Source organism: Mesorhizobium sp. 1M-11 (assembly GCF_001303895.1).
In the GTDB taxonomy this organism is placed as follows: Bacteria; Pseudomonadota; Alphaproteobacteria; order Rhizobiales; family Rhizobiaceae; genus Mesorhizobium.
In genome coordinates this window covers 43,087-67,449 of the sequence record NZ_LJSD01000014.1, presented here as the reverse complement: position 1 = coordinate 67,449, position 24,363 = coordinate 43,087, and the positions used below count along the sequence as shown (strand labels likewise).

General features: G+C 61.8%; 23 protein-coding genes. 8 read left to right on the top strand and 15 right to left on the bottom strand.

Annotated features, from left to right (window positions below):
- Positions 1-54 precede the first annotated feature (54 nt).
- Positions 55-366, top strand: coding sequence for a hypothetical protein (locus AO692_RS08570; RefSeq protein WP_152979762.1), 312 nt, complete (start codon positions 55-57; stop codon positions 364-366).
- A gap of 51 nt (positions 367-417) precedes the next feature.
- Here AO692_RS08570 and AO692_RS08565 read toward each other — a convergent pair whose 3' ends face one another.
- The 8 genes from AO692_RS08565 to AO692_RS08530 all read right to left on the bottom strand — a co-directional run bounded on the left by AO692_RS08565 (position 418) and on the right by AO692_RS08530 (position 8,459).
- Positions 418-840, bottom strand: coding sequence for a Fur family transcriptional regulator (locus tag AO692_RS08565; protein WP_054309643.1), 423 nt, complete (start codon positions 838-840; stop codon positions 418-420).
- A 166-nt stretch (positions 841-1,006) separates the two neighbouring features.
- Positions 1,007-2,053, bottom strand: coding sequence for an L-glyceraldehyde 3-phosphate reductase (gene mgrA / locus AO692_RS08560; RefSeq protein ID WP_054309642.1), 1,047 nt, complete (start codon positions 2,051-2,053; stop codon positions 1,007-1,009).
- A 206-nt stretch (positions 2,054-2,259) separates the two neighbouring features.
- Positions 2,260-3,399 (bottom strand): Gfo/Idh/MocA family oxidoreductase, encoded by a 1,140-nt coding sequence (locus AO692_RS08555; protein WP_054309641.1) that lies wholly within the window; start codon positions 3,397-3,399, stop codon positions 2,260-2,262.
- A gap of 10 nt (positions 3,400-3,409) precedes the next feature.
- Complete coding sequence (locus tag AO692_RS08550) at positions 3,410-4,156, bottom strand: sugar phosphate isomerase/epimerase (protein WP_054309640.1); 747 nt, start codon at positions 4,154-4,156, stop codon at positions 3,410-3,412.
- Between the two features lie 51 nt (positions 4,157-4,207).
- Complete coding sequence (gene ugpC / locus AO692_RS08545; RefSeq protein WP_054309639.1) at positions 4,208-5,302, bottom strand: sn-glycerol-3-phosphate ABC transporter ATP-binding protein UgpC; 1,095 nt, start codon at positions 5,300-5,302, stop codon at positions 4,208-4,210.
- Positions 5,303-5,304: 2 nt separating this feature from the next.
- Complete coding sequence (locus AO692_RS08540) at positions 5,305-6,210, bottom strand: carbohydrate ABC transporter permease (protein WP_054309638.1); 906 nt, start codon at positions 6,208-6,210, stop codon at positions 5,305-5,307.
- A gap of 2 nt (positions 6,211-6,212) precedes the next feature.
- A complete protein-coding gene (locus AO692_RS08535; RefSeq protein ID WP_054309637.1) occupies positions 6,213-7,115 on the bottom strand; it encodes a sugar ABC transporter permease in 903 nt (300 codons plus the stop codon).
- Positions 7,116-7,220: 105 nt separating this feature from the next.
- Positions 7,221-8,459 carry an ABC transporter substrate-binding protein gene (locus AO692_RS08530; RefSeq protein ID WP_054309636.1) on the bottom strand — a complete coding sequence of 413 codons (1,239 nt, stop codon included), beginning with the start codon at positions 8,457-8,459 and terminating at the stop codon, positions 7,221-7,223.
- Between the two features lie 345 nt (positions 8,460-8,804).
- Between AO692_RS08530 and AO692_RS08525 the strand changes: the two genes are divergently transcribed.
- Positions 8,805-9,845, top strand: a complete 1,041-nt coding sequence (locus tag AO692_RS08525; RefSeq protein ID WP_054309635.1) for a LacI family transcriptional regulator — start codon at positions 8,805-8,807, stop codon at positions 9,843-9,845.
- Positions 9,846-9,874: 29 nt separating this feature from the next.
- Here AO692_RS08525 and AO692_RS08520 read toward each other — a convergent pair whose 3' ends face one another.
- The 7 genes from AO692_RS08520 to AO692_RS08490 all read right to left on the bottom strand — a co-directional run bounded on the left by AO692_RS08520 (position 9,875) and on the right by AO692_RS08490 (position 17,166).
- Entirely contained in the window at positions 9,875-11,131 is a 1,257-nt protein-coding gene (locus AO692_RS08520; protein WP_054309634.1) for a S41 family peptidase, read from the bottom strand.
- Between the two features lie 107 nt (positions 11,132-11,238).
- On the bottom strand, positions 11,239-12,654 hold the full coding sequence (gndA, locus tag AO692_RS08515) for an NADP-dependent phosphogluconate dehydrogenase (RefSeq protein WP_054309633.1): 1,416 nt from the start codon (positions 12,652-12,654) through the stop codon (positions 11,239-11,241).
- A gap of 216 nt (positions 12,655-12,870) precedes the next feature.
- Complete coding sequence (locus AO692_RS08510; protein WP_054309737.1) at positions 12,871-14,493, bottom strand: copper resistance CopC/CopD family protein; 1,623 nt, start codon at positions 14,491-14,493, stop codon at positions 12,871-12,873.
- Between the two features lie 52 nt (positions 14,494-14,545).
- Positions 14,546-15,067 (bottom strand): YcnI family protein, encoded by a 522-nt coding sequence (locus AO692_RS08505; protein WP_054309632.1) that lies wholly within the window; start codon positions 15,065-15,067, stop codon positions 14,546-14,548.
- A gap of 31 nt (positions 15,068-15,098) precedes the next feature.
- The gene (locus AO692_RS08500; protein ID WP_054309631.1) at positions 15,099-15,641 is read right to left on the bottom strand and encodes a copper chaperone PCu(A)C; all 543 of its coding nucleotides are present in this window, start codon (positions 15,639-15,641) and stop codon (positions 15,099-15,101) included.
- Between the two features lie 96 nt (positions 15,642-15,737).
- Positions 15,738-16,097: a DUF2946 family protein gene (locus AO692_RS08495; RefSeq protein ID WP_054309630.1), complete on the bottom strand. Its 360-nt coding sequence runs from the start codon at positions 16,095-16,097 to the stop codon at positions 15,738-15,740.
- A 133-nt stretch (positions 16,098-16,230) separates the two neighbouring features.
- Entirely contained in the window at positions 16,231-17,166 is a 936-nt protein-coding gene (locus AO692_RS08490; RefSeq protein WP_054309629.1) for a GntR family transcriptional regulator, read from the bottom strand.
- Positions 17,167-17,319: 153 nt separating this feature from the next.
- On the opposite strand from AO692_RS08490, the gene AO692_RS08485 reads away from it, so the two are divergent.
- The 6 genes from AO692_RS08485 to AO692_RS08460 all read left to right on the top strand — a co-directional run bounded on the left by AO692_RS08485 (position 17,320) and on the right by AO692_RS08460 (position 24,341).
- Positions 17,320-18,825, top strand: coding sequence for an altronate dehydratase family protein (locus tag AO692_RS08485; protein WP_152979760.1), 1,506 nt, complete (start codon positions 17,320-17,322; stop codon positions 18,823-18,825).
- Between the two features lie 52 nt (positions 18,826-18,877).
- Positions 18,878-19,894 carry an aldo/keto reductase gene (locus AO692_RS08480; RefSeq protein ID WP_054309627.1) on the top strand — a complete coding sequence of 339 codons (1,017 nt, stop codon included), beginning with the start codon at positions 18,878-18,880 and terminating at the stop codon, positions 19,892-19,894.
- 58 nt (positions 19,895-19,952) lie between these two features.
- Positions 19,953-20,390: an RbsD/FucU domain-containing protein gene (locus AO692_RS08475; protein WP_054309626.1), complete on the top strand. Its 438-nt coding sequence runs from the start codon at positions 19,953-19,955 to the stop codon at positions 20,388-20,390.
- A 242-nt stretch (positions 20,391-20,632) separates the two neighbouring features.
- Positions 20,633-21,628, top strand: coding sequence for an ABC transporter substrate-binding protein (locus AO692_RS08470; RefSeq protein WP_054309625.1), 996 nt, complete (start codon positions 20,633-20,635; stop codon positions 21,626-21,628).
- 194 nt (positions 21,629-21,822) lie between these two features.
- Positions 21,823-23,376, top strand: a complete 1,554-nt coding sequence (locus tag AO692_RS08465) for a sugar ABC transporter ATP-binding protein (RefSeq protein WP_054309624.1) — start codon at positions 21,823-21,825, stop codon at positions 23,374-23,376.
- The gene (locus AO692_RS08460; RefSeq protein WP_054309623.1) at positions 23,373-24,341 is read left to right on the top strand and encodes an ABC transporter permease; all 969 of its coding nucleotides are present in this window, start codon (positions 23,373-23,375) and stop codon (positions 24,339-24,341) included. The genes AO692_RS08465 and AO692_RS08460 overlap by 4 nt, the downstream gene beginning before the upstream one ends.
- The last annotated feature ends 22 nt before the right edge of the window (positions 24,342-24,363 follow it).

The following is a 24,363-nucleotide window of genomic DNA, read 5'->3' as shown; positions in this document are numbered from 1 at the left end:
CTACTGGCTGGTAGAACGCGCCATCTATTTCAAGCATGAAATGATTTGGTGCTCATGACGAGACGCTTCGAGATTGTCCTTGGTCACGCCTTCTTCGGCCTTGGCTTCGGCTTCCTGGCGGTTGCCTTGTGGTCGGCTGTCGCGTCGACCCCACCTTCAGGTGAACGTCTCGCCAGTCTGGTCATTCTCGTTACATTCGGGATGGCGGCGGCAGGTGTCGTGATGGGTGTGCTCAATGCGCGAAATGTGCCAGCGCTGCTGCCCGCCAAGGCGCGATACAGCGCCAGAAGAACTCTTTTCTATGCTCTGGGGCCGATACTGATCACAGCGCTTGTCGCCCTCATCGTCAGTTTCCCGCCACAATAACCAGGTCACGACCAACTCCGCCCCCAGCGTATCCGCAAGGCTGGAATTGCTCTAGGCGGCTTCTGCCCGACACTTGGCACAGGTGCCGCGGAACTCGATCACCGCCTTCTTGGCGACGAAACCTGCAGTCCCGACCCATTCATCCAGCCGCTCGCCGATCTTCTCGTCGCAGAATTCGGTGACCTGGCCGCAATTGTCGCAGATGGCAAAGGCGGTCATGCCGTGACTGTGTCCATGCGCATGGCCGTGGTCGTGCGGATCCGAGCAGGCGACGAAGGCGTTCAGGCTTTCCAGCCGGTGTACATAGCCTTCCTTCATCAGCGTATCGAGCGCGCGATAGACTTGCAGCGGCGCGCGGAAACCGCGCTCACGCAACTGGTCGAGCAGCGTGTAGGCGCTGAGCGGCGCGTTGGCCGCTTCCAGTTTTTCCAACACGCTCTGCTGGTTCTTGGTCAGCACATTCCTTGCCGTCATGATCCCGCTTTCGATACCCTGCGCCACACGCGCCCATCAGACAGCTCACCGTACGCCGGCCAGCCGCCTGTCTCAGAAATAAGCATGAATCGCTGGTTTTGCCATTGTCTTGTGATGCGACAGTCCGGAGGACATCCGGACCGTCCCTGGCGCAAAGCGTAGCTACTTACTTGCGCGTCGGTCCTGTTCTCTCGGCCGAAGCGGCCCAGAGATTGATGTTGGCCTCGCGTGCATAGCCGTCGATCTCGGCAAGCTCAGCGTCGCTGAAATCGAGATTCTTGAGCGCGCCGACGCAATCCTCCACCTGCTCCGGCCGGCTGGCACCGATCAGCGCCGAGGTGACGCGACCGCCACGCAGCACCCAGGCCAGCGCCATCTGTGCCAGCGTCTGACCGCGCTTCTTCGCAATGCCGTTCAGCGCCTGGATGTTGGTGATCGTCTGTTCGTTGAGGAAGGATTGACGCAGCGATTTGCCTTGCGTGGCGCGGCTGCCTTCCGGCACGCCGCTCAGATACTTGTCGGTGAGCATACCCTGAGCCAGCGGTGAGAACACGATCGAACCGACGCCAAGTCCTTCCAGCGTATCGAGCAGGCCGTCATCCTCGACCCAGCGGTTCAGCATGGAATAGCTGGGCTGATGGATGATACAGGGCGTGCCGAGTTGCTTCAGGATATCGGCCGCCTCGCGCGTGCGCTGTGAATTGTAGGAGGAAATGCCGGCATAGAGCGCCTTGCCCGAGCGCACGGCGTGATCGAGCGCGCCCATCGTTTCTTCCAGCGGCGTGTCGGGATCGAAACGGTGCGAATAGAAGATGTCGACATAGTCGAGGCCCATGCGCTTCAGGCTCTGGTCGAGGCTGGCGAGCAGATATTTGCGGCTGCCCCATTCACCGTAAGGCCCTGCCCACATTTCGTAGCCGGCCTTGGTCGAGATGATCAATTCGTCGCGATGGCCGGCGAAATCGCTGCGCAGGATCTCGCCGAACGCAATCTCCGCCGAACCGGGCGGTGGGCCATAATTGTTGGCCAGATCGAAATGGGTGATGCCGAGGTCGAATGCCTTCTGGCAGATGGCACGCTTGACCCGGTGCGGTGTGTCTTCCCCGAAATTGTGCCACAACCCCAGCGAGATGGCCGGCAGCTTCAGGCCGGAACGGCCGCAGCGGTTGTAGATCATCGACTGGTAGCGGTCGGCAGCTGGAGCGTAGGGCATGGTGGATCCTTGGACAGGGTGTTCCGCAAATAGATGCGTCCTTCGAGGCAATCCTCGAAGGACGCATCTATAGTTCAATCAGCAGCCTCGACAAACCGCCGCTAGAGCAATTCCAGGAAAAGTGTGCAGCGGTTTTCCGTCCGGGATTGCGTCAAAACAGAAAGTTGGAGCGTTCCGCGTTTCCGTGAAAACGCTCCAGCGAAGATTCACGTCTTCGCCAGCAGCGCCTTGGCCTCCTTGACGCCCAGTGCGGCCGGCCGCTCACAGCTTGTCTGCATGGAGACGAACTTGCCGGTCTCCGCAGATTTCAGCAGGCTGGTCATCACCTCCACCGCATGCAGCGCCAGTTCCATCGAGCAGCGGTGCGGGCGGCCTTCCATGATTGCCAACGCCATGTCGGCAAGGCCGGCTGTTCGATAATTCGCCATCATGCCCTGCGAATGCTTTTCGTTGGGCACGCCGAACGGATGCTGCCATTTCGGCAGCGACTTCATCGCCTTGCTTTCCTTGGTGTAGGCAACGTTGCCGCCGAAGAAATTGGGATCCGGCACATAGAGCGTGCCTTTCTCGCCGTAGAGTTCCATCGGCGCGTGGCCATGCGCCCAGACGTCCCAGCTGGTGTTCAACGTAACCACCGCGCCGTTGGCAAATTCGAGCAGGCCATGAATGGTGGTTGGCGTGTTGACCGGGATCCTTTCGCCGGCGCGCGGCTTCGAGGAAATGATGCGCTCCTTAGCCGGGATCGAGGCAAAGGCCGCCACCCGCTTCACAGGCCCAACCAGTTGGATCAGGTTGGTGACATAGTAAGGACCGATGTCCAGCACCGGACCGGCTCCGGGCTGGAAGAAGAAATCCGGGTTCGGATGCCAATGCTCCATGCCATGGCTCATCACCGTGCAGGTGCCGCCGGTGATCGCCCCGACCTTGCCTTCGTCGATGAGATTGCGTGCCAGCTGATGCGCACCGCCGAGGAAGGTGTCAGGCGCCGAGCCGATGCGCAGGCCCTTCTTCTCGGCGCGTTTGCGCAGATCCAGCCCCTCCTGCAGCGACAGCACGAACGGCTTTTCCGAATAGACATGCTTGCCGGCGTCGAGCACCCGCTTCGATACTTCATAGTGAACGGCGGGGATGGTGAGGTTGACCACGATGTCGATATCGTCGGCCTTCAAGAGTTCGTCGACGGTATCTGCCCGCAGCTTGAACTCTTTCGCGCGCGCCTTGGCGGCGGCCATGTTGATGTCGGCGCACGCCCGCATCTCGATGCCGCGAAACAGCGGCGCCAACCTGAAATAGGCGGCCGAAATGTTGCCGGCGCCGATGACGCCGATCCCGAGTTTCTTTGCCATCGTCCCTCTCCTAGAAAGTCCTGGCTGCCTCGATCGACCGGCGCGCGAAGCGCTCGATGTCGTTCGGGTTGTCCTGTTCCATGATGAAATATTTGGCGTCGCTGCGCTCACGCAGCACCTTGGCCAGCTTCGGCCAGTCGATGGTGCCGTGGCCGACATCCGACCAGCCGTCCTCGTCCAGACCCTGACCGGGCTTGGCGATATCCTTGACATGGACAGCCACGACGCGGCGGCCGTACCGTTCGATCCAGGGCAGCGGATCGGCACCGCCGCGCACCACCCAGGCGACGTCCATCTCCCAGCCTATGTCAGGTGCCGCCGACAGGATATGTTCCTGCGGGATCGAGCCGTCCGGCAGCGTCTTGAACTCGAAATCGTGGTTGTGCCAGGCAAAGCCGTAGCCGGCCTTCTTCGCCGTCTCGCCAACCTTGGCCAGCCGCTCGCCGAAACCACGCCAGCCGGCCGCGTCCGTCGGGCGTGCCTCCGCAACCAGATAGGGGCAGATCAGGAGCCTGATGCCGAACGCATCGGCTGTTCTGCGCACGCTGTCAAAATCGCTCTCCAGCGCCTCGATCGAGAAATGCCCGGTCGGCATGGCGAGCTTGTTCTTGTCGAGCTCCGCGCGGAAGGCCTTCGGATCGTCATAGACGCCGCCGAAGCCTTCGACCTGAGCATAGCCGAGACTGCCCAGCAGTTTCAGCACCTTGTCCCAGGGCTGAAAGTTGCGGGCACTGTAAAGTTGAAATGACCAGTCCATTCTATCTGTCCATTCTGCTTGGGGGCTGCTTGGTGGGGATTCCTTTGGCTGTCACAGCCGATTGCCGTCTTCGCCGAACAGCGAGGCACGCATGGGGTCGAAGCCGATCTCGACCTGGCTGCCGATCTGGGGCGCACGCTCGGAAGGCATGCGCACCGAAAGGCTTTGCGCCCCTAACCGCACCCAGACCAGCGTGTCTGAACCCATCGGCTCGACGACATCGACGGTGGCTTTCGTCGAAAACGGCCAGCCGGAGCCGGAATTGAGGCCGATATGTTCCGGTCGAACGCCGAACACCGCCGGCCCCGCGACAGGCTGCCGGTCGAAGGTATAAGTTGAAAGTGGGATGCTCAGATCGCCGGCACCGAAGCGCCAGCCGCCATCGCTCTCTTCCAGCCTGCCGTCGACGAAATTCATGCCGGGCGATCCAATAAAGCCTGCGACGAAGCGATTGACCGGACGGCTGTAGATCGCCTGCGGCGCGTCCAGTTGCTGGATCACACCGCCACGCATGACGGCGATCCGGTCGGCCAGCGTCATCGCCTCGATCTGGTCGTGGGTGACATAGATCATGGTGTTGGCAAGCCGCTGATGCAGCCGCTTGATCTCGACGCGCAGTTCCGAGCGCAGCTTGGCGTCCAGATTGGACAGCGGTTCGTCGAACAGGAAGACATCGACATCACGCACCAGGGCCCGGCCGATCGCCACGCGCTGGCGCTGGCCGCCGGAAAGCGCTGCCGGCTTGCGCTGCAGGAGTGGCTCGATTTGCAGGATCTCGGCTGCGCGCGCGATCCGCTTGCCGATCTCCTCCTTCGGCGTCCCCGCCACCTTCAGGCCGAAGGACAGGTTCTTCTCCACGCTCATCTGCGGATAGAGCGCATAGGACTGGAACACCATGCCGATGCCGCGGTCCTTGGGTTCTTCCCAAGTGACGTTCTTGCCCTTGATGAAGATGCGCCCATCGGAAATGTCGAGCAGGCCGGCGATGCAGTTGAGCAGAGTGGACTTGCCACAACCGGACGGCCCGAGCAGCACGATGAACTCGCCCTCCGCGATGTCGAGGTTCAGCGACTGCAACACCGAGACCACGCCGAAATTGAGCGTCAGGTCCTGAATCGAGACGCTGGTATTGACGGTCGCGCTCATGCTCACCCTTTCACCGCGCCGGCGGCGATGCCGCGCACGAACAGTTTGCCGGAGATGAAATAGACGACGAGGGGCACGAGGCCGGTCAGCAGCGTGGCTGCCATGTTGACGTTGTATTCCTTCACGCCCTGCACGGAATTGACGATGTTGTTGAGCTGCACCGTCATCGGATAGGTGTCTGGGCGCGTGTAGACGACGCCGAACAGGAAGTCGTTCCATATGCCGGTGATCTGCAGAATGACGGCGACGACGAAGATCGGCACCGACATCGGCAGCATGATGCGCAGGTAGATGCTCCAGAAGCCGGCGCCATCGACACGTGCGGCCTTGAACAGTTCCTCCGGCAGTGACGCGAAATAGTTGCGGAACAGAAGCGTCAGGATCGGCATGCCGAAGATCGAATGCACGATGACCAGCCCGGTCAGGCTGCCATAAAGCCCGATCTCGCGCAGGATGATGACGATCGGGTAGAGCATCACCTGATAGGGGATGAAGGCGCCGATGATGAGGATGGTGAAGAACAGTTCCGAGCCCTTGAAGCGCCAGTTGGCAAGCGCATAGCCATTCACCGAGGCGATCGCGATCGACAGGATCACCGATGGCACGGTGATGCGCACCGAGTTCCAGAAGCCACGCGAAAGCCCGTCGCAATTCAGCCCGGTGCAAGCCGTCGCCCAAGCCTTCACCCAAGGTTCGAAGGTGATCTCCAGCGGCGGGGAAAAGATATTGCCGAGCCTTACCTCTGGCATGCCCTTCAGGGACGTGACCACCATCACGTAGAGTGGCAGCAGATAGTAGACAGCGACCACGAACAGCGTGCCGTAGATGAAGATGTTGCGCTTCGAGAAGCGATGGCGTGGCTTCGGCCCGCGTGGACCGTCTGCGGCAAGCGTCTGCGACATCGCCATCGTCAGCGCCTCCGCCCGAATTCGAGATAGGCCCAGGGCACGATGATGATGGCAACCGACAGCAGCATCATCGTCGAGGCAGCAAAGCCCTGGCCGAGATTCTGGGCGAAGAACATGTAGTCGTAGACATATTTGGCCGGCACTTCGGAGGCGATGCCAGGACCGCCGCTGGTCTGCGCCACCACGAGGTCATAGACCTTGACGATGCCCGCGGCGATGATGACCAGCGTGGTGACCAGCACCGGCCGCATCATCGGCAGGACGATGAAGAGATAGGTTCTCCACGCCGGAATGCCGTCCACCCGCGCGGCCTTCCAGATGTCCTCGTCGATGCCGCGCAAACCCGCCAGCATCAGGCACATCACGAAGCCGGTGCCTTGCCAAAGTGCCGCGATGAGCACGCCATAGATGACGATGCTGGAATTGTAGAGCGGATCGAAAGCGAAGCTTTCCCAACCCAGCGAGCGCACCACCGCTTGCACACCGAAATCAGGGTTGAGCAGCCATTGCCAGACCACGCCGGTGACGACGAAGGAAAGCGCGAAGGGGTAGAGGAAGATGGTGCGGAACGTGTCTTCGAAGCGGATCTTCTGGTCGAGCAGCGCCGCCAGCACGAAGCCGATCACCAGGGAGAAGATCAATGACAGGATGCCGTAAATGGCCAGGTTCTCGATCGACACCAGCCAGCGCGGCGTTGCCCACAATCGCTCATACTGGTCGAGGCCGACGAATTTGAGCCGCGGTAACAGCCGCGAATTGGTGAAGGAATAGAGCACGGTCCACAATGTGCCGCCGACGAACACCACCAACGCGGTGAGGATCATCGGCACCGAGGCGATCTTGGCGCTGAGGTTGCGGAACAGTCTGCTTGGGCGCTTGGCTGCACTGCTCATTGTGGATGCCATGCGTTGGACCTCCGGGAATTCCGGCCCGCCAAGCACACGGCAGGACCGGAACCCGGGAGGATCGGGGGAGACAGGATCAGGGCAGGACCGCTATCTGGTCTTGTCCTAGTCGGCGCTTGAAATGATGTCGGCGAAGCGCTTCTGCGCATCCTCGACAGTCAGGTCCGGCTTGGCGAAGAATTCGGAGAACAGGTCCTCCTTCTGCTTCTGCGTATCCTGCGACAGCAACTGATCCGTCCATGGGATCACGGTGCCCTTGGCGAGGATGTCGAGACCCTTCTTCATGCAGTCATTGGCGGAGTTGAGATCGACATCGCCACGCACCGGCAGCGAACCCTTCTTCAGGTTGAAGGCAACCTGCGTCTTGGGGTCGAGCAGCGTTTCAGCAAGCACTTCCTGCGCCTTGGCCTTCTCGGCATCCTTGAGCAGCGGAAAATAGAAGGCATCGCCACCCGTAGCGAGGGCATTGCTCATGCCAAGGCCGGGCAGACAGGTGTAATCCTTGCCGGCAACCTTGCCGGCCACCTGGAACTCGCCTTGAGCCCAGTCGCCCATGATCTGTCCGCCGGCCTTGCCGGTGATGACCATGTTGGTGGCTTGGTTCCAATCCTGCACATTGGTGCCCTTGGACATCTTGCGGGCATCGTCGGCCGCCTTGAACACCTTGGCGATCTCGGCTCCGCCGGCGAACTCGCCATCCTTGTCCTTGTAGACCTTGAGGAAGGCATCCGTACCGCCGACCGCCAGCAGGAGCACGTCGAAGGCGCCCGAGGCCTGCCAGGGCTGGCCACCCACGGCGAGCGGCACGATGCCGGCCTTTTCCAGTGCCGGCGCCGCCGCCACATATTCGTCCCAGGTCTTCGGCACAGCCACGCCGGCCTTGGCGAAGGCTTCGTTGGAGAGCCACAGCCATTGCCAGGAGTGGATGTTGACAGGCACGCAATAGATCTTGCCGTCGATGGTGCAGGAATCGAGCAGCCCCTTCGGGCGCACGACTTCCGTCCACTTGCCCTTGGTGGCGATGTCGGTGAGGTCGCGCATCAATCCGGCCTGCACCAGTTCCTCGGCCTGACGGCCATGATTGAACTGCGTGGCGCCCATCGGGTCGCCACCGGTGATGCGTGAAATCATGATGGGGCGCGCCGTGCCGCCGGAGCCGGCGATGGCACCATCCACCCATTTGTTCCCGGTAGCATCGAAGGCCTTGGCGAGCTCGGCGACGGCAGCAGCCTCGCCGCCCGACGTCCACCAGTGCGTGACTTCCAGATCCGTCGCGTAAGCGGCTCCGGTGAAGCCAAGAGCCGTCCCAGCCGCCAGCACGGCAGCCTTCAAAGTGCGTCGCATTCCGATTCCTCCCAAAATCTGAAACGTTACAGATTTTGGATACGGCAATTGCGCCTATGTGGCAATCCCCAATCAACAGCCGGGTCAAAATATTTTTCGAAGCTCGACAAAATAGAGGGCCGGAACTCCTAGGAATGCAAAATTTTCCATATTGCGCTGCAAAATCGGTCACTGCGGTGCAAAATGCCGGAATTCGAGACGCGCCTCCCCTTACCGACCAAAGGTTGGGCTGGAGAATCTGTAACGTTTCAGTATATTGCATAGCGAAGGCGCAGGCAGCGTACCCGGCGAATTCAGTCATTGTCCCCGCGGGGACAGGCTGATATGCGCGCTGCGGGCAGGGTTATGGACAAGTCGAGCAACAACACGGGCGAGGAAGAAGCGGAGGCCGGCAGGCCGACGCTGAAGACGCTTGCCTTCATGACCGGCCTCGGCGTCACCACCGTCTCGCGAGCCTTGAAAGACGCTCCCGAAATCGGCGCCGAGACGCGCAAGCGCGTGCAGCTCGTCGCGCGCCAGATCGGCTACCGGCCGAACCGGGCCGGCGTACGCCTGCGCACAGGCAAGACCAACGTCATCTCCGTCGTACTCAATACCACCGAACAGATCGGCGGCTTCCTGTCCGATTTCATCTACGGCATTTCAGAACGGCTTGCGGCGACGCCCTACCATCTGGTCGTCGCCCCCTATTCCCACAACAACGATCCTATGGAGCCGATCCGTTATGTGGTCGAAACCGGCTCCGCCGATGGCATCATCATCTCGCGCACCGAACCGAACGATCCGCGCGTGCGCTATCTGACCGAGCGTGGCTTTCCTTTCGCCGCGCATGGCCGCACGGCGATGGGCATCGAGCACGCCTATCATGATTTCGACAACGAGACCTTCGCGCGACTGGCCGTCCGCCGGCTGGCGGAACTCGGCCGCAGGCGTCTCGCGCTTCTGGCGCCACCGCCCGCCCTCACCTACCACCAGCATATGCGCGGCGGCTTCCTCGACGAGTTGGACCGGCACGGACAGAGCGAGGCTCCGTTCTCGTCCGTCAGCAGCGACAACATCATCGACGACATCCGCCGCCACACCATTGAACTGATGCGGCGGACAGGCCGGCCCGACGGCATCATTTGCGGCGCAGGTGGCCCGGCCTTCGCGCTCATCGCAGGCATCGAGGCCGCCGGTTTCAAGCTTGGGCGCGATGTCGACCTCGTCGCCAAGGAACCTTTCAACCTGCTGCAGCTGGTTCGTCCCGAAATCCATGTCGTCGAGGAAGATTTCAGGCTCGCCGGACGCGATCTGGCCACAGCGGTGCTCAGCAGCATCGACGACAGATCGGCGGCACCGATGCAGCGGCTCGTGGTACCGGCTGAGGTCATCGCGCCGAGATAGTCAGCGTCGACCGGCGCGAGACAGCTCGGTCAATTCGCCACGGCCGAAGCTATCGCGGAACAGGGTCTTTGCTGCGGATAGAGACGCCAAGGGGTGATGCTGGAAAGGTCCCTTGTCATTTGCTCCACCGCGACATCCAGCTGCGGATCAGCTCCCATCGCATAGGGAATAGGCGCATCCACGACGATGTCCGGCACGACACCCTTTCCCTCGAGGACTTCACCATCGACCTGAACGGTCCCGGCTGCCAACATTAGGAGGCTGGTGTCCGGAAGCAAAAAAGCTCTCCCGCTGAGCACCGCACCAGCGGTTTTTTTTCCAATCACGGCGAAGCCCCGCTTCTTGATGGCGCAGGCCAAGATCTCGTTGGCGCTGCGTGTTCCCTCATCAACCAGGACAATGATCGGCTTACGCCATGTCTCTCGCCACTTCTCGCTTCGACCATCCCGCATTGTGAACGTTACATCCGCAAAATCCTCCAGCAACATAGCCGGGAGTTCGTCCGTGTAACCTCCCCAGCGCCCCCGCAGATCAAGTATCAGACCGTGAGCACCACTCAAAATCTCGCTACGCAGCATCGCTTCCACAGCGTCATTGGTCTGTCGGGACGCGAGCGCCCAAATCCGGAAATAAGCAATGCTATAGCCGCGATTTTCAACTACGCGACCACTGGCTCTGATGGCATCAAAATACATTCGAACCGGTGAGATCGAAGTGACTGCCACCGGTATATCCACAGGGGGTGCCTTGGCAGTGCGCCTAACGGCGACCATCACCGGTTTTCCGGCCTGTCCCTTGAAAGACTTGATCTCATCAAACGGCTTTCCATCGACGGTCAAAATCTCGTCGCCGACGAGAATTCCCGCTTTCTTTGCCGCCGCCCCATCGTAGACATGGGTAACGAACCGCTTGCCACCGATGATGGTAGTGTTCATCCCGATGCCGTCATATTTGGCTTCACCGTCCGGCGGGAACACCAGACGGGAAGCTCCTCGCCACGGACCATAAATGTCGGCTACTTCATAATAGTCGACAGTTCCCGGCATAAACCTGCGCGTGTGGGAAACGTGTAGATCGGCAAGCGCCCTGTCGATATCCGCATTTGTCGGATGCTTTCCGGCAAACGACGGAAAATCCACGGGCTTATAGAAGTCACGCTCTACAAGCTCCTCGATCTTCGCGGCCACGCCATCGGCAGCCGACTCTTTGCTGATCTTGTTTTGCGCTTGCGCCGCCATCGCCCAGCAGATGACGGCCGCAGCCGACAGAAACCACCTTACCCGCATATGCCCCTCCAGCCCGGAACCAGCGGACGGCATCCAAACACGAACGGCCGCGTGGCGCCACTTTTTCAGCGATCGCCGCGTTTCGAACTGACGCTATCTGAAAAACCTCAGCCCTGCCCCCATGGCCCGTGGAAAGCACCTTTTTCGCCAATGCGCTCAAAGCCATGCGCGCCGAAGAAGTCGCGTTGCGCCTGGATGAGATTGGAGGTTCCCCGGCCCTGGCGATAGCTGTCGAAATAGGCAAGCGCCGACGACAGCGCGGGGACCGGCGAACCGGCTTCGATGGCCAGCGCCACCACGCGCCGCAAAGCCGGGTGCGCCTCCTGCATCATTTTCACGAAATCCGGAGCCATCAAAAGATTGGTCGTAGCGGCGCCGGCCCCAAAGGCCTCGGCCATCGTGTCCAGCATCTGTGAACGGATGATGCAGCCGGCGCGCCAGATCTTGGCAATCGTCGGCATGGGCAGGTTCCAATCGAATTCCTTCGACGCGCCGGTCATCACGGCGAAGCCTTGCGCATAGGCTGCGATCTTGCCCGCGAACAGTGCCAGTTCCAGTTGCTTGAGCAGCGCGTCACGCGGAGCGGTGATGCGCTGCACTCCATCGCCATAGACCTTCTCCGCCGCCAGCCGTTCGTCCCTGAGCGACGACAGCACGCGGGCCGCCACCGCCGCCTCGATGGCGGTCGCAGGAATGCCGAGCTGCTGCGCTTCGATCACCGACCACTTGCCGGTGCCCTTCTGGCCGGCACGGTCGAGGATGATGTCGACTACCGGCTTGCCGGTCTTGGCATCGTCGGCCTTCAGCACCTCGGCGGTGATCTCGATCAGGTAGGAATTCAACCGGCCCTTGTTCCATTCGGCGAAGACCGGCGCGATTTCCTTGGGTGCCATGCCGAGCCCATCGCGCAGGATGCCGTAGATCTCGGCGATCATCTGCATATCGGCATATTCGATGCCGTTGTGAATGGTCTTGACGAAATGGCCCGCCCCATCAGGGCCGAGCCAGGCCGCACAGGGCTCACCCTTGAACTTGGCCGAGATCGCGGTAAGCACGCTTTCGATCCGGTGCCAGGATTCCTCCTTGCCGCCGACCATGATCGACGGGCCATGACGTGCCCCCTCTTCACCGCCAGAAACGCCCATGCCGATAAAGGTCAGGCCCGAACCCTCCAACTCCTTGAACCGACGCATCGTATCGCGGAAATTGGCGTTGCCGGCATCTATGATGATGTCGTTGGCGGCAAGTTCTCCGCGCAGCGCCGCGATCTGCTCGTCCACGGGAGTGCCTGCCAGCACCATGATGATGATCGGCCGCGGCGGACGGATGGCGGCGGCAAGATCGGCAAGGCTCTCGCAAGGCACGATGCGGCTGGCGAGATCGCCGGCCTTGGCCACGAAATCGTCGGTTCGCGACGGCGTGCGATTGTACACCGCGATGCGATGGCCCTTCTCCGCAATGTTGAGGGCGAGGTTTGACCCCATCGTACCGAGGCCAATCAGGCCGATTTCGGCTTTTTCCATGCTGTCGTTCCTGTCTGCGAATACCGGCTAGCGCCGTAAAGCCGGCATGATTGGCCTTCGGAACCCGCTTCGTCAACAAGTGTCGCTGTCTGCCCAGCGGAAATTTCAATCGATTAGTGCGCGTTGGGATTCGCGTAAGGATGAGCCCCCGGAAGTGCAGACGCGGCCGATTGTTCGAACCTCAACACGCCTTGAGCCATGCCGCAAACGCAAACGTCAGGGCCGGATATCGATCGGGCCTTCCAGCTTCACCATTTCGAAGTCCGAAACCAGAATGTCGAGCCGCACCGTCCAACGCCCGGGGAATGGGATGACCAGACCATCGACCAGCCATGTGCCGTCACCGGGCTTTGTCGCGATGCGTTTCAACGGCTCTATGCCCGCCTCGGGTTTCGAAAGCACCAATGTCACTTCCTTGGCGTCGAGCGGCCCGAAATCGCCGGTCATCAGCATGATGCTGGCCGATACCGACCCGGCTCGGCCAGGCGTCACGGTGAGATCGGCCATGGCCTCCAATGTCATCATATGCGTCGAGACGGGTTCGGCCGCGGCGATCGCCAGAGCGCGAGGCGGTGGCGTGAAGCGCCAGCCGGCGGCTATACCAAAGATCACCAGCACGATGACGGTCTCCGCTGCAATCGAACGCACCAGCCGGTGCCGCGCCGCAGTCTGCCCAGCTTCCGCAGCGCGCGTCAGCACCCAGCGATTGGTCGCGGCAAGCGCGAACAGTCCGACCACAAGCGCGAGCTTTGCCAGCAGCAGCCGGCCGTAGTCGGTGTCGGCCAGCGCCGAAAGCGTTTCCACCTGGATCACAGCAAGCACACAGCCGGCAATCACAAGGATGCAGACTATCGGCATGATAGCCTTCGAGAAGCGGTGCAGGAATGTTTCCGCGCCCGGCGCCTGGCGGCTCAATGTCACTGCCAGCGGCGCCAGGGCACCGGCCCAGAAGGCAATTCCCAAGCCGTGGAGGAAGACCATCGGCCGCGTCAGCCATTGCGGCGCGGCGGCACTGGCATGGCCGCTGGCGGCAAGTGCCACACCGACCGCGATCAAGGCGACAGCGGCGAACGGCTTGGCATCGTCACGCGGCAGGACGAGCGCCAGAAGACCCAGTCCCAGCGCGATGGCGGCAATCAGTGCCGTCCAGACAAAGCTGGTGCCAAAGGCAGTCTTCCAGACGATCGCTTGCGCGAATTGCTCGAACGGCGCGCCCAGCGCATCGAGCCCTTGCAGGCCGAGTGACACGGGTGCAACGACCAGACCTGCGAACAGCATCGCGAGCACGAAGCGTCCACCTCCACGCCCCTCGCCCGCCAGCCAGGTCAAAGCGAATGCCCCACCCACGCCCAGGAACAGACCCAGATAGAGCACGATCTTCGCCGCCCAGATCGCGCAATGCAGCCAGGGATCGGCGATCTCACCGATTGCCGGCGCGGCACTGATCGAGCCTACCGAAAACAAAAGCGAACCGCCGACCGGATGCCCGTCGGCGGAAATGACCCGCCAGCTCAGCACATGCGTGCCATCGCCAAGCGGTTGAGGGCTGTCGATATCCAGCGTCTGCCCGTCGCTGCGGAACGACGTCAGCCGCTCCTGCGTGCCGTCCGGGCGCACAAGGGTAAGCACCAGCGGCGAAACCGGTTCACTGAAAGCGAGCGAAAAGCGGCTTGGACTCTGCTGCAGCATCGCCCCGTCCGCCGGCTCGGTCTTGACAAGACTGGCATGTGCAGAAGCTTGACCAACCCCGAAAATAGCAAGCAGGCCGAACAGAACGACAACCGCAACAACAAGGCTCCGGAAACCTGCTCGCGGATTATGAAGGGCGAAGTGCTGCATGGAGCGATACCCGATGGATTGCGGCACGCCATAGCAGGCGCGCCGCCATCCATTATTTCTTTGGCAAGAGCTTCAGGCCGGGTGCAGGATGCTCGAGCGCGTCCTCGTCCTGGCCGGCGGCCGGAATTTCGATCCAGCGGGCCGTGCCACCGCCTTCGCATTCCTGCACGACTGGGAAGCGCAAGGTCTCGCCGGCGGGCAGATCGCCGGTCAGCCGCGCCCGCAGCACGAATTCGTCGTAGAATTCGTCCGGCAGGTTGCCGCCGTTCCAGTTGACCTCGGTTACGCCCTCGCTGACCGTCTCACCCCACAACGAATAGGGCTTGGCATATTTGCCCTTCACCGTCTCCAGTTTCCAGCCGGCCTTCGGCATCGGCTTCACGTCGATGACACCTTCCGGAATCTTGATGCGCACAGCGGTGGTTGCCTTGCCATCGCAGCCATGCGGCACGCGGAAGATGGCCTTGTAGGTGGAATCGACCGGCGCTTCCTGTGTCTCCAGCGAGACGTGGGCAAAGGCTGTCCCCATACCGGCGCTCGTCAAGAGCCCGGCAACGATCATGGTTCTGAACATCGGAGTTCCCTAAAATCTGGTTCTGAAAAGATCAGTTCGCGTGGTCGCCATGCGCCTTGGGCGCAGCACCGCCAACGGCCTCGACGTTGAATTCCACCGTGACCGGACCCGCCTTTTCGAATGTCAGCGTCGCCGCGAATGTCTCGCCCTGTTTGGGCTGGCGATTGAGGCCGATGAACATCAAATGGTAGCCGCCGGGTGCCAGCTCGGCCTTGCCGTTGGCCGGGATTTCCAGACCGCCGTCGAGTTTGCGCATGGTCATGACGCCGTCCTTGACCGACATCTCATGCACCTCGGCTTTCTGCGAAACATCCGAAGCGATCGAGACCAGGCGATCCGGCTCGCCGCCGCTGTTCTTGATGGTGAGGTAGCCGCCGGCCACCTTGGCGCCAGGTGGCGTGGCACGCGACCAGGGATGATCGATCTCGAGATTGCCGACCTTGAATTCATGCGCGAACGCAACCGGCATGCCGGCAAGCAGAACCGCGAAGGCGGCTGACGCAAGGCCAAGCCGTGCGGGGACCGAGTTACAAAGAGAAGACGCACGCAAAAGAGCGCTGTTGAAAATAGGCATGGGGTTGCTCCATGGCTGACGCGCCGTTGCTGGACGCGCGGATAAAACGAAGGGGAAAATCGTGGCGCGGCCAAGGGCCAGGCGCAACGTCAAAGGTCAGATCAAGGCCGGTGGCGCACGCGGATTGCCCGGCGACCAGTCATGGCTGAAGCCAACGGCATTGCGAGCGGGGAAGGCGATCAAGAGGCTGGCGGCGAAGGCTAAGCCGTCAAGCAGAAGAGAAGTTTCCGGCGGCGCGCCAAAGGCTGACGAGTACATGTTGCAGCCCAGCACGCAGCACGATTGCTGGTGCTGCTGCGGCTGCTCGCCCGGCGGCAACTGCGCCGCACCGTCATGGGTACAGATGACATTGCCGAAGGCATCGAGCTGGGCAGGGTCGGGACCGGCGCCGGCGGCAAAAGCGCCAAGCACGGATTGCAGGACGAGCAGCCACGCGACGGCGAGGGCCGTCGGCATGCTCCATCTCCTGCGCCCAGCGATCACGGCGTCGCGCACTCCCTTGCCAGTCCGCAAAGACCTACCACGAGCCAAAGGACCGGCAAACCGTCAAATCGGCGCTGCGGCAACAAGCCCATCATGAAGCAGGGTGTCAGGCGGTGTTCGCGGCAGGCGTTCCAGCGCGTTTCGCCATGACGTTCTGCCGGCCCTCAGGCGTCGAATCGATCAGGGTCTGCCGCGCCGACATCAGATGCTTGCGGCAGGCAGCCTCGACCTTCGCCGCATCGCGCGACTTGAGCGCCGCGATATAAGCGAGATGCTCGGCTACGGCCGTCTCGTTGCGGCTGCGCTGGCCGGCCTTGTTCCACTGGTAGTGATAGTGGAAGATCATGGCGATGACATCGTAGAAATCGACGATGAAGCGGTTGCGCGAAGCGCTGTGGATCAGTCGGTGGAAGCGCTCGTCCAGTTCCGAAAACTCGGGATAGCGATTGGCGATGTCATGCGCCAGGACATGGTGCTCGGCTTCCAGCCGGTCGAGATCGCCCCAGACGGGACTGTCGTCCGGCAAGACAGTAAAGGCTGCCGCCGAACGCAACTCGAACATCTCGCGGATGTCGGCCAATTCCAGCGCGAAGGCATGGGTGAAACCCTTCAGCACCCAATGGCTGTTGCGACGTTTCTCGATCAGGCCGAAGCGGCTGAAGCGGATAAGGAACTCGCGCACACTGGTGGTGCCGACACCGATTTCGCGCGCCAGCTCCAGCTCGTTGATCTGCATGCCGGCTTCGGCGCCTTCGGCCAGCAGGCGCCGCATGAAAGAGCGCTCGATGATCTGCGACAGCGAGTCGGTCTCCTCCTCCGGGAAGAAGTCGTCCTCCTTCGGCGCACGCAGCACTGTCTTGTCGCGCTTGTCCCAGGCGATCAGCCCGTTTTCAGCCATGCGGGCCAGAATACCGCGCACCGTTGTGCGGCTCACCCCGAGCGTCGCCCCCAACTCCGGCTCGGAAGGCAGGTTGCTGGTTTCCTCCAGCAGCCGCAGGCAGCGATTATAGGCATCCTTGTAGACGTTGTTGCTCTTCGACATCCTGTTCTCTTGGCCTGCGCACCGTTCGCGGAAAGCGCTCTAACCGAAAATGCCAATTGACGCTCAAATGTTTTTTTACGATAAAAGACATTATCGACAGGAATGCCGGTGTCAATCCGGCAAAGACCCAGGACCGTCCCAGGAACCACCGCCGTGACCACCGCCAATTCGATCGTGCTTTCGCCTTCCGACAATGTCGTGGTCGCCAACGGCCGGCTGGAGAAAGGCTCGGCCCTGCCAGGCGGCGCGGTCACAGCGGATGCAATCGAATCCGGGCACAAGGTGGCGATCCGGGCCATCCCGGCCGGCTCCGCTGTCGTCAAATACGCGCAGGCGATCGGGCGCGCCACGCAGGATATCGCGGCAGGCCAGCACGTGCATTCGCACAATCTGGTGTTCGAGTCCGGCCGCATGCCTGTGGTTCCGCCTTCGGCGCCTCTGGAGGCCAACGAGACGGACAAGGGCCGCACCTTCATGGGTTATCGCCGCGCCGACGGTCGCGCCGGCACCCGCAATTTTGTCGGCATCGTCGCCAGCGTGAACTGTTCGGCCACTGTCTGTCACGCGATCGCCGACGAAGCCAACCGTCGCCTGCTGCCGCTTTATCCCGGCATCGACGGTTTCGTGCCCATCGTGCACGGCCAGGGCTGCGGCATGAGCGCCACCGGCGACGGCATGATGGTTCTGCACCGCACGCTGGCCGGCTACGCGCGCCACCCCAATTTCGGCGGCGTGCTGATGGTGGGGCTGGGTTGCGAGGTCAACCAGCTCACCCTGTATGGCCAGAAAGGCGTTGCCGCCGGCAAGCGGCATTTCAACATCCAGGATGCCGGCGGCTCGCGCAAATCGGTCGAAAAGGCAATGGGCGTGCTGACCGAGATCGCCGAAGAGGTCGGCAAGCTGCAGCGCGAGCCGATCCCGGTCTCGGAGATCGTCGTCGGCCTGCAATGTGGTGGCTCGGACGGCATGTCCGGCATCACCGCCAATCCGGCGCTGGGGGCTGCGGTCGATCTGCTCGCCGGCGTCGGCGCCATCGGCATCCTCTCGGAAACCACCGAGATCTACGGCGCCGAGCACCTGCTCGCCTATCGCGCCGCCACGCCGGAGATCGCCACCAAGCTCGATGGGCTGATCAAATGGTGGGAGAACCACACCGCCATGCACGGCGCCTCCATCGACAACAACCCCTCGCCCGGCAACAAGCGCGGTGGACTGACCACCATTCTCGAAAAATCCCTCGGTGCCGTCGCCAAGGGCGGCCAGACCCCGCTCAACGGCGTCTTTGCCTATGCCGAGAAAGTCACCGGCAGCGGCCTCGTCTTCATGGACACGCCGGGCTACGACCCCGTCTCGGCCACCGGCCAGGTGGCGGGCGGCGCCAACGTCATCGTCTTCACCACCGGGCGCGGTTCCTGCTTCGGCAGCCACCCGACCCCTTCGATCAAGGTAGCCACCAACACCACGCTGTTCGAAGCCATGGAAGAAGACATGGACGTCAATTGCGGCGTCATCGCTTCCGGCGACAGGACGATCGCCGAGATGGGCCGTGAGATGTTCGAACTGATCATCGAGACCGCCTCGGGCAAGAAGACCAAGAGCGAGCAGTTCGGCTATGGCGACAACGAGTTCGTGCCTTGGCATCTCGGCGCAACGCTGTAGCTTCGACAAGTCAGCCAACGGCCGGGGAGCGGCCGCGAATGGGAGTGCCTGCATGAAGACCCGCCGTATCGGCAAAACCGCGCTGGAAGTCACCGAGATCAGTTTCGGCGGCGCCTCGCTGGGCAATCTCTATCAGGCTGTTCCCAACAAGGACGCCGAAGCGGTGCTCGACGCAGCCTGGAATTCCGGCATCCGCTATTTCGACACGGCACCCCACTACGGCTTCGGGCTCTCGGAGCGCCGTTTCGGTGATTTCCTGCGCGACAAGCCGCGCGACAGCTATGCGCTTTCCACCAAGGTCGGCCGCCTGCTGAAGCCGGCACCGGAACACGAGGTTCCCAATCTCGGTTTCTTCAACCCGCTGCCGTTCAAGCTGGAATATGACTACAGCTATGACGGCATCATGCGCTCGGTCGAATTCAGCTATGCCCGCCTCGGCCTCAACCGCATCGACATCCTCTATGTGCACGACATCGGCGTCTACACGCACGGCATCGAACTCACCAAGGCGCATCTCGGCCAGTTGCTGGGCGGCGGCATCAAGGCTTTGGAAGAGCTGAAATCGGGCGGGGTCATTTCCGCGTATGGGCTTGGCGTCAACGAAGTGGAGATCTGCGTGGAGGTCATGCGCCGCGCGCCGCTCGACTGCATCCTGCTTGCCGGCCGCTATTCACTGCTTGACCGCTCGGCAGAGGCGGAACTCTTGCCGCTCTGTCATCAAAGCGGCACCACGCTGGTCATCGGCGGCGTCTTCAACTCCGGCATCCTGGCGACAGGCGCGAAGCCCGGCTCGCATTTCGACTATGGCCCGGCTTCGCCGGAAATCCTGTCGAAGGTCTCAGCCATGGACAAGATCGCCGGTCAGGCCGGATACCCGCTGGCTGCGGCCGCGCTGCAGTTCCCCTTGCATGAGAAAGCGGTTTCGACCGTGCTGATCGGTACCGCCAAGGCTTCCAGCCTGACGCGCAATGTGGACCTGCTCAAGATTGACGTTCCCGAGGCGGAATTTGAAAAATACCGTCCTCATACGACTGTCCAGCCGCCGCTGACAGGAGCCGTGCGCGAATGAGATCGGTTGAGCGGAGCGCCCAGGCAACTGCGGAGAAGTCCAGGAAGGATATCGCCTGATGCTGCGCGGCATTCACCCCCTTCTCGGGCCCGATCTGCTGCACGCGCTGCGCAGCATGGGGCACGGCGACGAGATTGTCATCGCCGACGGCAATTTCCCGGCGAGCACGCTGGGTCCGAAGGTCGTTCGTGCCGACGGGCTGGGAGGCGAGGCATTGCTGGAAGCGATCCTTACCCACATGCCGCTCGACACTTACGCGCCGGCCTCGGCATTTCGCATGGCGGTTGTCGAAGATCCGGACCGTGTTCCTGAAATATGCCGGTCCTATCAGTCGATCATCGACCGTCTGGCCGGTTCCTTCGTCATCGCTCCCGTCGAGCGGTTCGCCTTCTATGAACGCGCGGCCAAGGCCGCCTACATCGTCGCCTCCGGCGAACGCGTCGCCTATGCGAACATCCTTCTCAAGAAAGGCGTGATCCAGACGGAGCAGGATTGACCGCCAGAGACGCACGGCCAACAATATGGAATGAATATTCCGTCTTGACCTTATTTTGGAATTGATGCTTCATATCGGAAAGAGGAGCAGTGAGGACGACGGAGGAAAGCGCCACACTTGCAAGCGCAGTTGCGATCCACTAAAAATCGCAGTGCTGTTTTTTATCTATAAAGTCCTGATTGGACTTCGCCTATCCAGAAGGGACTCCGCATAATCGACTGGGCGACTTTGGGAGGAAGCCTATGAAATTCGTGAAAAGCATGCTCAACCGCCGCGCTTTCGTGGCGCTCGCCGCCGCTTCCATGCTGGCCGGCGCATTCCAGACGGGGCCGGCCTCCGCTGCCGACACCACCATTCCGATCATCGTGAAGGACACCACCTCCTTCTATTGGCAGATCGTGCTTGCCGGAGCCCGCAAGGCCGGCAAGGACCTCGGCGTCAACGTGCCGGAACTCGGCGCGCAGGCTGAGACCGACGTGAACGGCCAGATCTCGATCCTTGAAAACGCAGTTGCCGGCAATCCGGCCGCTGTCGTCATCTCCCCGACCGAGGCCAAGGCTCTCGGCAAGCCGATCGACGAAGCAGCCAAGAAGGTGAAGATCATCGGCATCGACTCCTCGGCCGACTCCAAGGCCTTCACCTCCTTCCTGACCACCGACAACAAGGTCGGCGGCCAGGTTGCGGCCGATGGTCTGGCTGCGGCGATCGGTGCCGCCAATGGCGGCAAGGTCGAAGGCAAGGTGGCGATCATCACTGCGCTTCCAGGCGCCGGTTCGCTTGAACAGCGCCGCGAGGGCTTCCTCGAACAGGTCAAGGCCAAGTATCCAGGCCTGACGGTGGTTGCCGACAAATACGCTGACGGTCAGGCCACGACCGGCCTCAACATCGCAACCGACCTGATCACTGCCAATCCGGACCTCAAGGGTATCTTCGCCTCGAATCTGATCATGGCGCAGGGTGTCGGCCAGGCGATCGCCGAAAACAACCTCTCCGGCAAGGTCGGACTGATCGGTTTCGACAGCGATGAGAAGCTGATCAAGTTCCTCAATGACGGTGTCATTTCCGGCCTCGTCGTGCAGGACCCGTATCGCATGGGTTATGACGGCATCAAGACCGCGCTCGCGGCCTCCAAGGGCGAGAAGGTCGAAACCTTCGTCGACACCGGCGCCAACCTCGTCACCAAGGAAAACATGAAAGAGCCGAAGATCGACGCGCTCCTCAATCCGAAGCTCAACTGAGCCTCGACAACCGAATGTCTCCGGGGCCGTGTCGGCCCTGGAGATCCTGCCAGGGGTGCCGTCCGTGCCCAGCCTGGCAAAGACATCGCTCCTGCGAGAGCGTTTCCTGAAGCGCCACGGCATGCCTGTCCGGCTCAGGACTCATGCGCTAGGCTGCACGAGCTGTCCAAAGCGTGCCAATCGGGAGGATTGTCATGACATCGGCGACACAGCACCAGCATCCTGCCCCGGAACTCGAGCCCGGCAAGGTGATCCTGGAACTGCGCGGCCTGGAGAAGAAGTATCCTGGCACCCATGCCTTGAAGCCGGTGAACCTCGCTTTCAGGGCTGGCGAAATCCACGCGATTGTCGGCGAGAACGGCGCCGGCAAATCCACGCTCATCAAGCTTCTGACCGGCGTGATGCCACGCACCTCCGGCGATGTCATCTGGGAAGGTGAACCGGTCGCGCTCGCCACGCCGCATGAAGCGATGGCGCTCGGCATCAACGCGGTGCACCAGGAAGTGGTATTGTGCCGTCACCTCACCGTTGCTGCGAACATGTTCCTCGGCGAGGAAAACGTCCGCTACGGCCTCCTGCAGCAGCGCGCCATGGTGCGCGACGCACAGAAGATCATTAACGATCTCGGCTTCAACCTGCCCGCCCATGCCATGCTGGGCGACCTCACCATCGGCCAGCAGCAGTTGATCGCCGCTGCCCGCGCTACCGTGCGCGGCACCAAATTCCTCATCTTCGACGAGCCGACCGCCTACCTCACCCGCAAGGAGGCCGACCAGCTTTTCGCGCTGATCCGCCGCCTCAAGGCCGACGGCGTCACCATCATCTACATCAGCCACCGTATGGAAGAAGTGTTCGAACTGGCCGACCGTGTCTCGGTGCTGCGCGACGGCACCTATGTCGGTACCCGCAACATCAAGGAGACCGACGAAGCCGAGCTTGTGCGACTGATGATCAATCGCACGATCGAACAGATCTACCACAAGGACGAGTTTCCGATCGGCAAGACGATCCTGGAAGCCAGGCAGCTTTCCGGCAAAGGCTTCGAGAATGTCTCGATGACGGTGCGCGAAGGCGAGATCGTAGGCCTCTACGGCCTGATCGGCGCCGGCCGCAGCGAATTCGTCACCACGCTTTACGGCCGCCACGCCAAATCCTCCGGCACGGTGTTGTGGGACGGCAAGGAAGTGCACATCCGTTCCGAGCATGATGCGATCAAACTCGGTATGGCGCTGGCGCCCGAAAGCCGGCGTGATCAGGGTCTTTGCCTCAACCTGCCGGTGGGACTGAACCTCAACCTGCCGATCTATAAGCGCATCAGCAAGAACCTGCTCATCTCGGGCGGAGAAGAAACCAAACATGCCGAACAGCAGATTGCCGGCCTGCGCATCAAGACGGCCGGACGACACGCGCTGGCCTCCAGCCTGTCGGGCGGCAACCAGCAGAAGATCGTCATCGGCAAATGGCTGAACCACGGCGCCAAGCTGTTCATTTTCGACGAGCCGACGGTCGGCGTCGACGTCGGCACCAAGGCGGAAATCTATCGCCTGTTCTCGACGCTCCTCTCGCAAGGCGCGGGCATCATCCTGATCTCGTCCTATCTGCCGGAGGTTTATGAACTAGCCGATACGCTGCATGTTTTCCGGCGCGGCAAGCTGGTCGCCACGCACGGCTTTCACACCGCCAGCCACGAAGACATCCTGACCCAGGCACTCGCCGAAAAACAGGAAAAACCGGGAGGACAACCATGAGCACCGAGGCGATCCCTGCCGAAAAGCCGAAGCGCAACTATAACGCGCTGTTCGGGCTGACGCTGCTGGCGCTGCTGGTGCTGTTATGGGTCCTGCTGTCCTTCTCGACGTCCAGCTTCGCCACCGCCAACAACATCTCCAACCTGCTTCGCCAAGGCTCCATGATCGCCATCCTGGCGGTCGGGCAGACCTTCGTCATCATCACCGGCGGCATCGACCTTTCCGTCGGCGCGGTCGTCGGCTTTGCGACCGTGACAACGGCGATGCTGATCAATTCGGGCCTGCCGGTTTTCGTCGCCATCCTGATCACCTTGCTGATCGGCGTTGCCATCGGCCTCTTCCACGGCTTCGGCATCGTCAAGATGGGGCTACCGCCCTTCATCATCACGCTGGCCACATTGACCTCGCTGCGCGGCATCGGCCTTTTGATGACCAACGGCAACTCCATTTCCATCAACAACGATGCCTTCCAGGAATTCTCGCGCGGCTCCTTCGTCGGCGTGCCCAACCTATTCTGGATGGTCATCCTCGTCGGCGTGCCGGCCTACATCTTCCTGCATCATACGCGCTGGGGCCGCTACCTGTTCTCGGTCGGCTCCAATGCCGAGGCCGCGCGCCTCTCCGGCGTCAACGTCCAGCGCACCATCTACATGGCCTATACACTGTCGGGCCTCTGCGCGGCCTTTGTCGGCGTGTTGCTCGCGTCGCGCATCGGCATCGGCAACCCGACCCAGGCCGAAGGCTGGGAACTGCAGGCGATCGCCTCGTCGGTCATCGGCGGCACGTCGCTGTTCGGCGCCGTCGGTTCGGTGCACGGACCGCTGCTCGGCGCCTTCATCCTGGCCACCATCAACAACGGCGCCAACCTGCTCAACGTCAACGCGTTCTGGCAGCGCGTCATCACCGGCGTGCTGATCATCGTCATCGTCTATTTCGACGGGCTGCGCCGGCGCGGCAGCAAATAAAGGACCCGATAGAGCGGAAGCG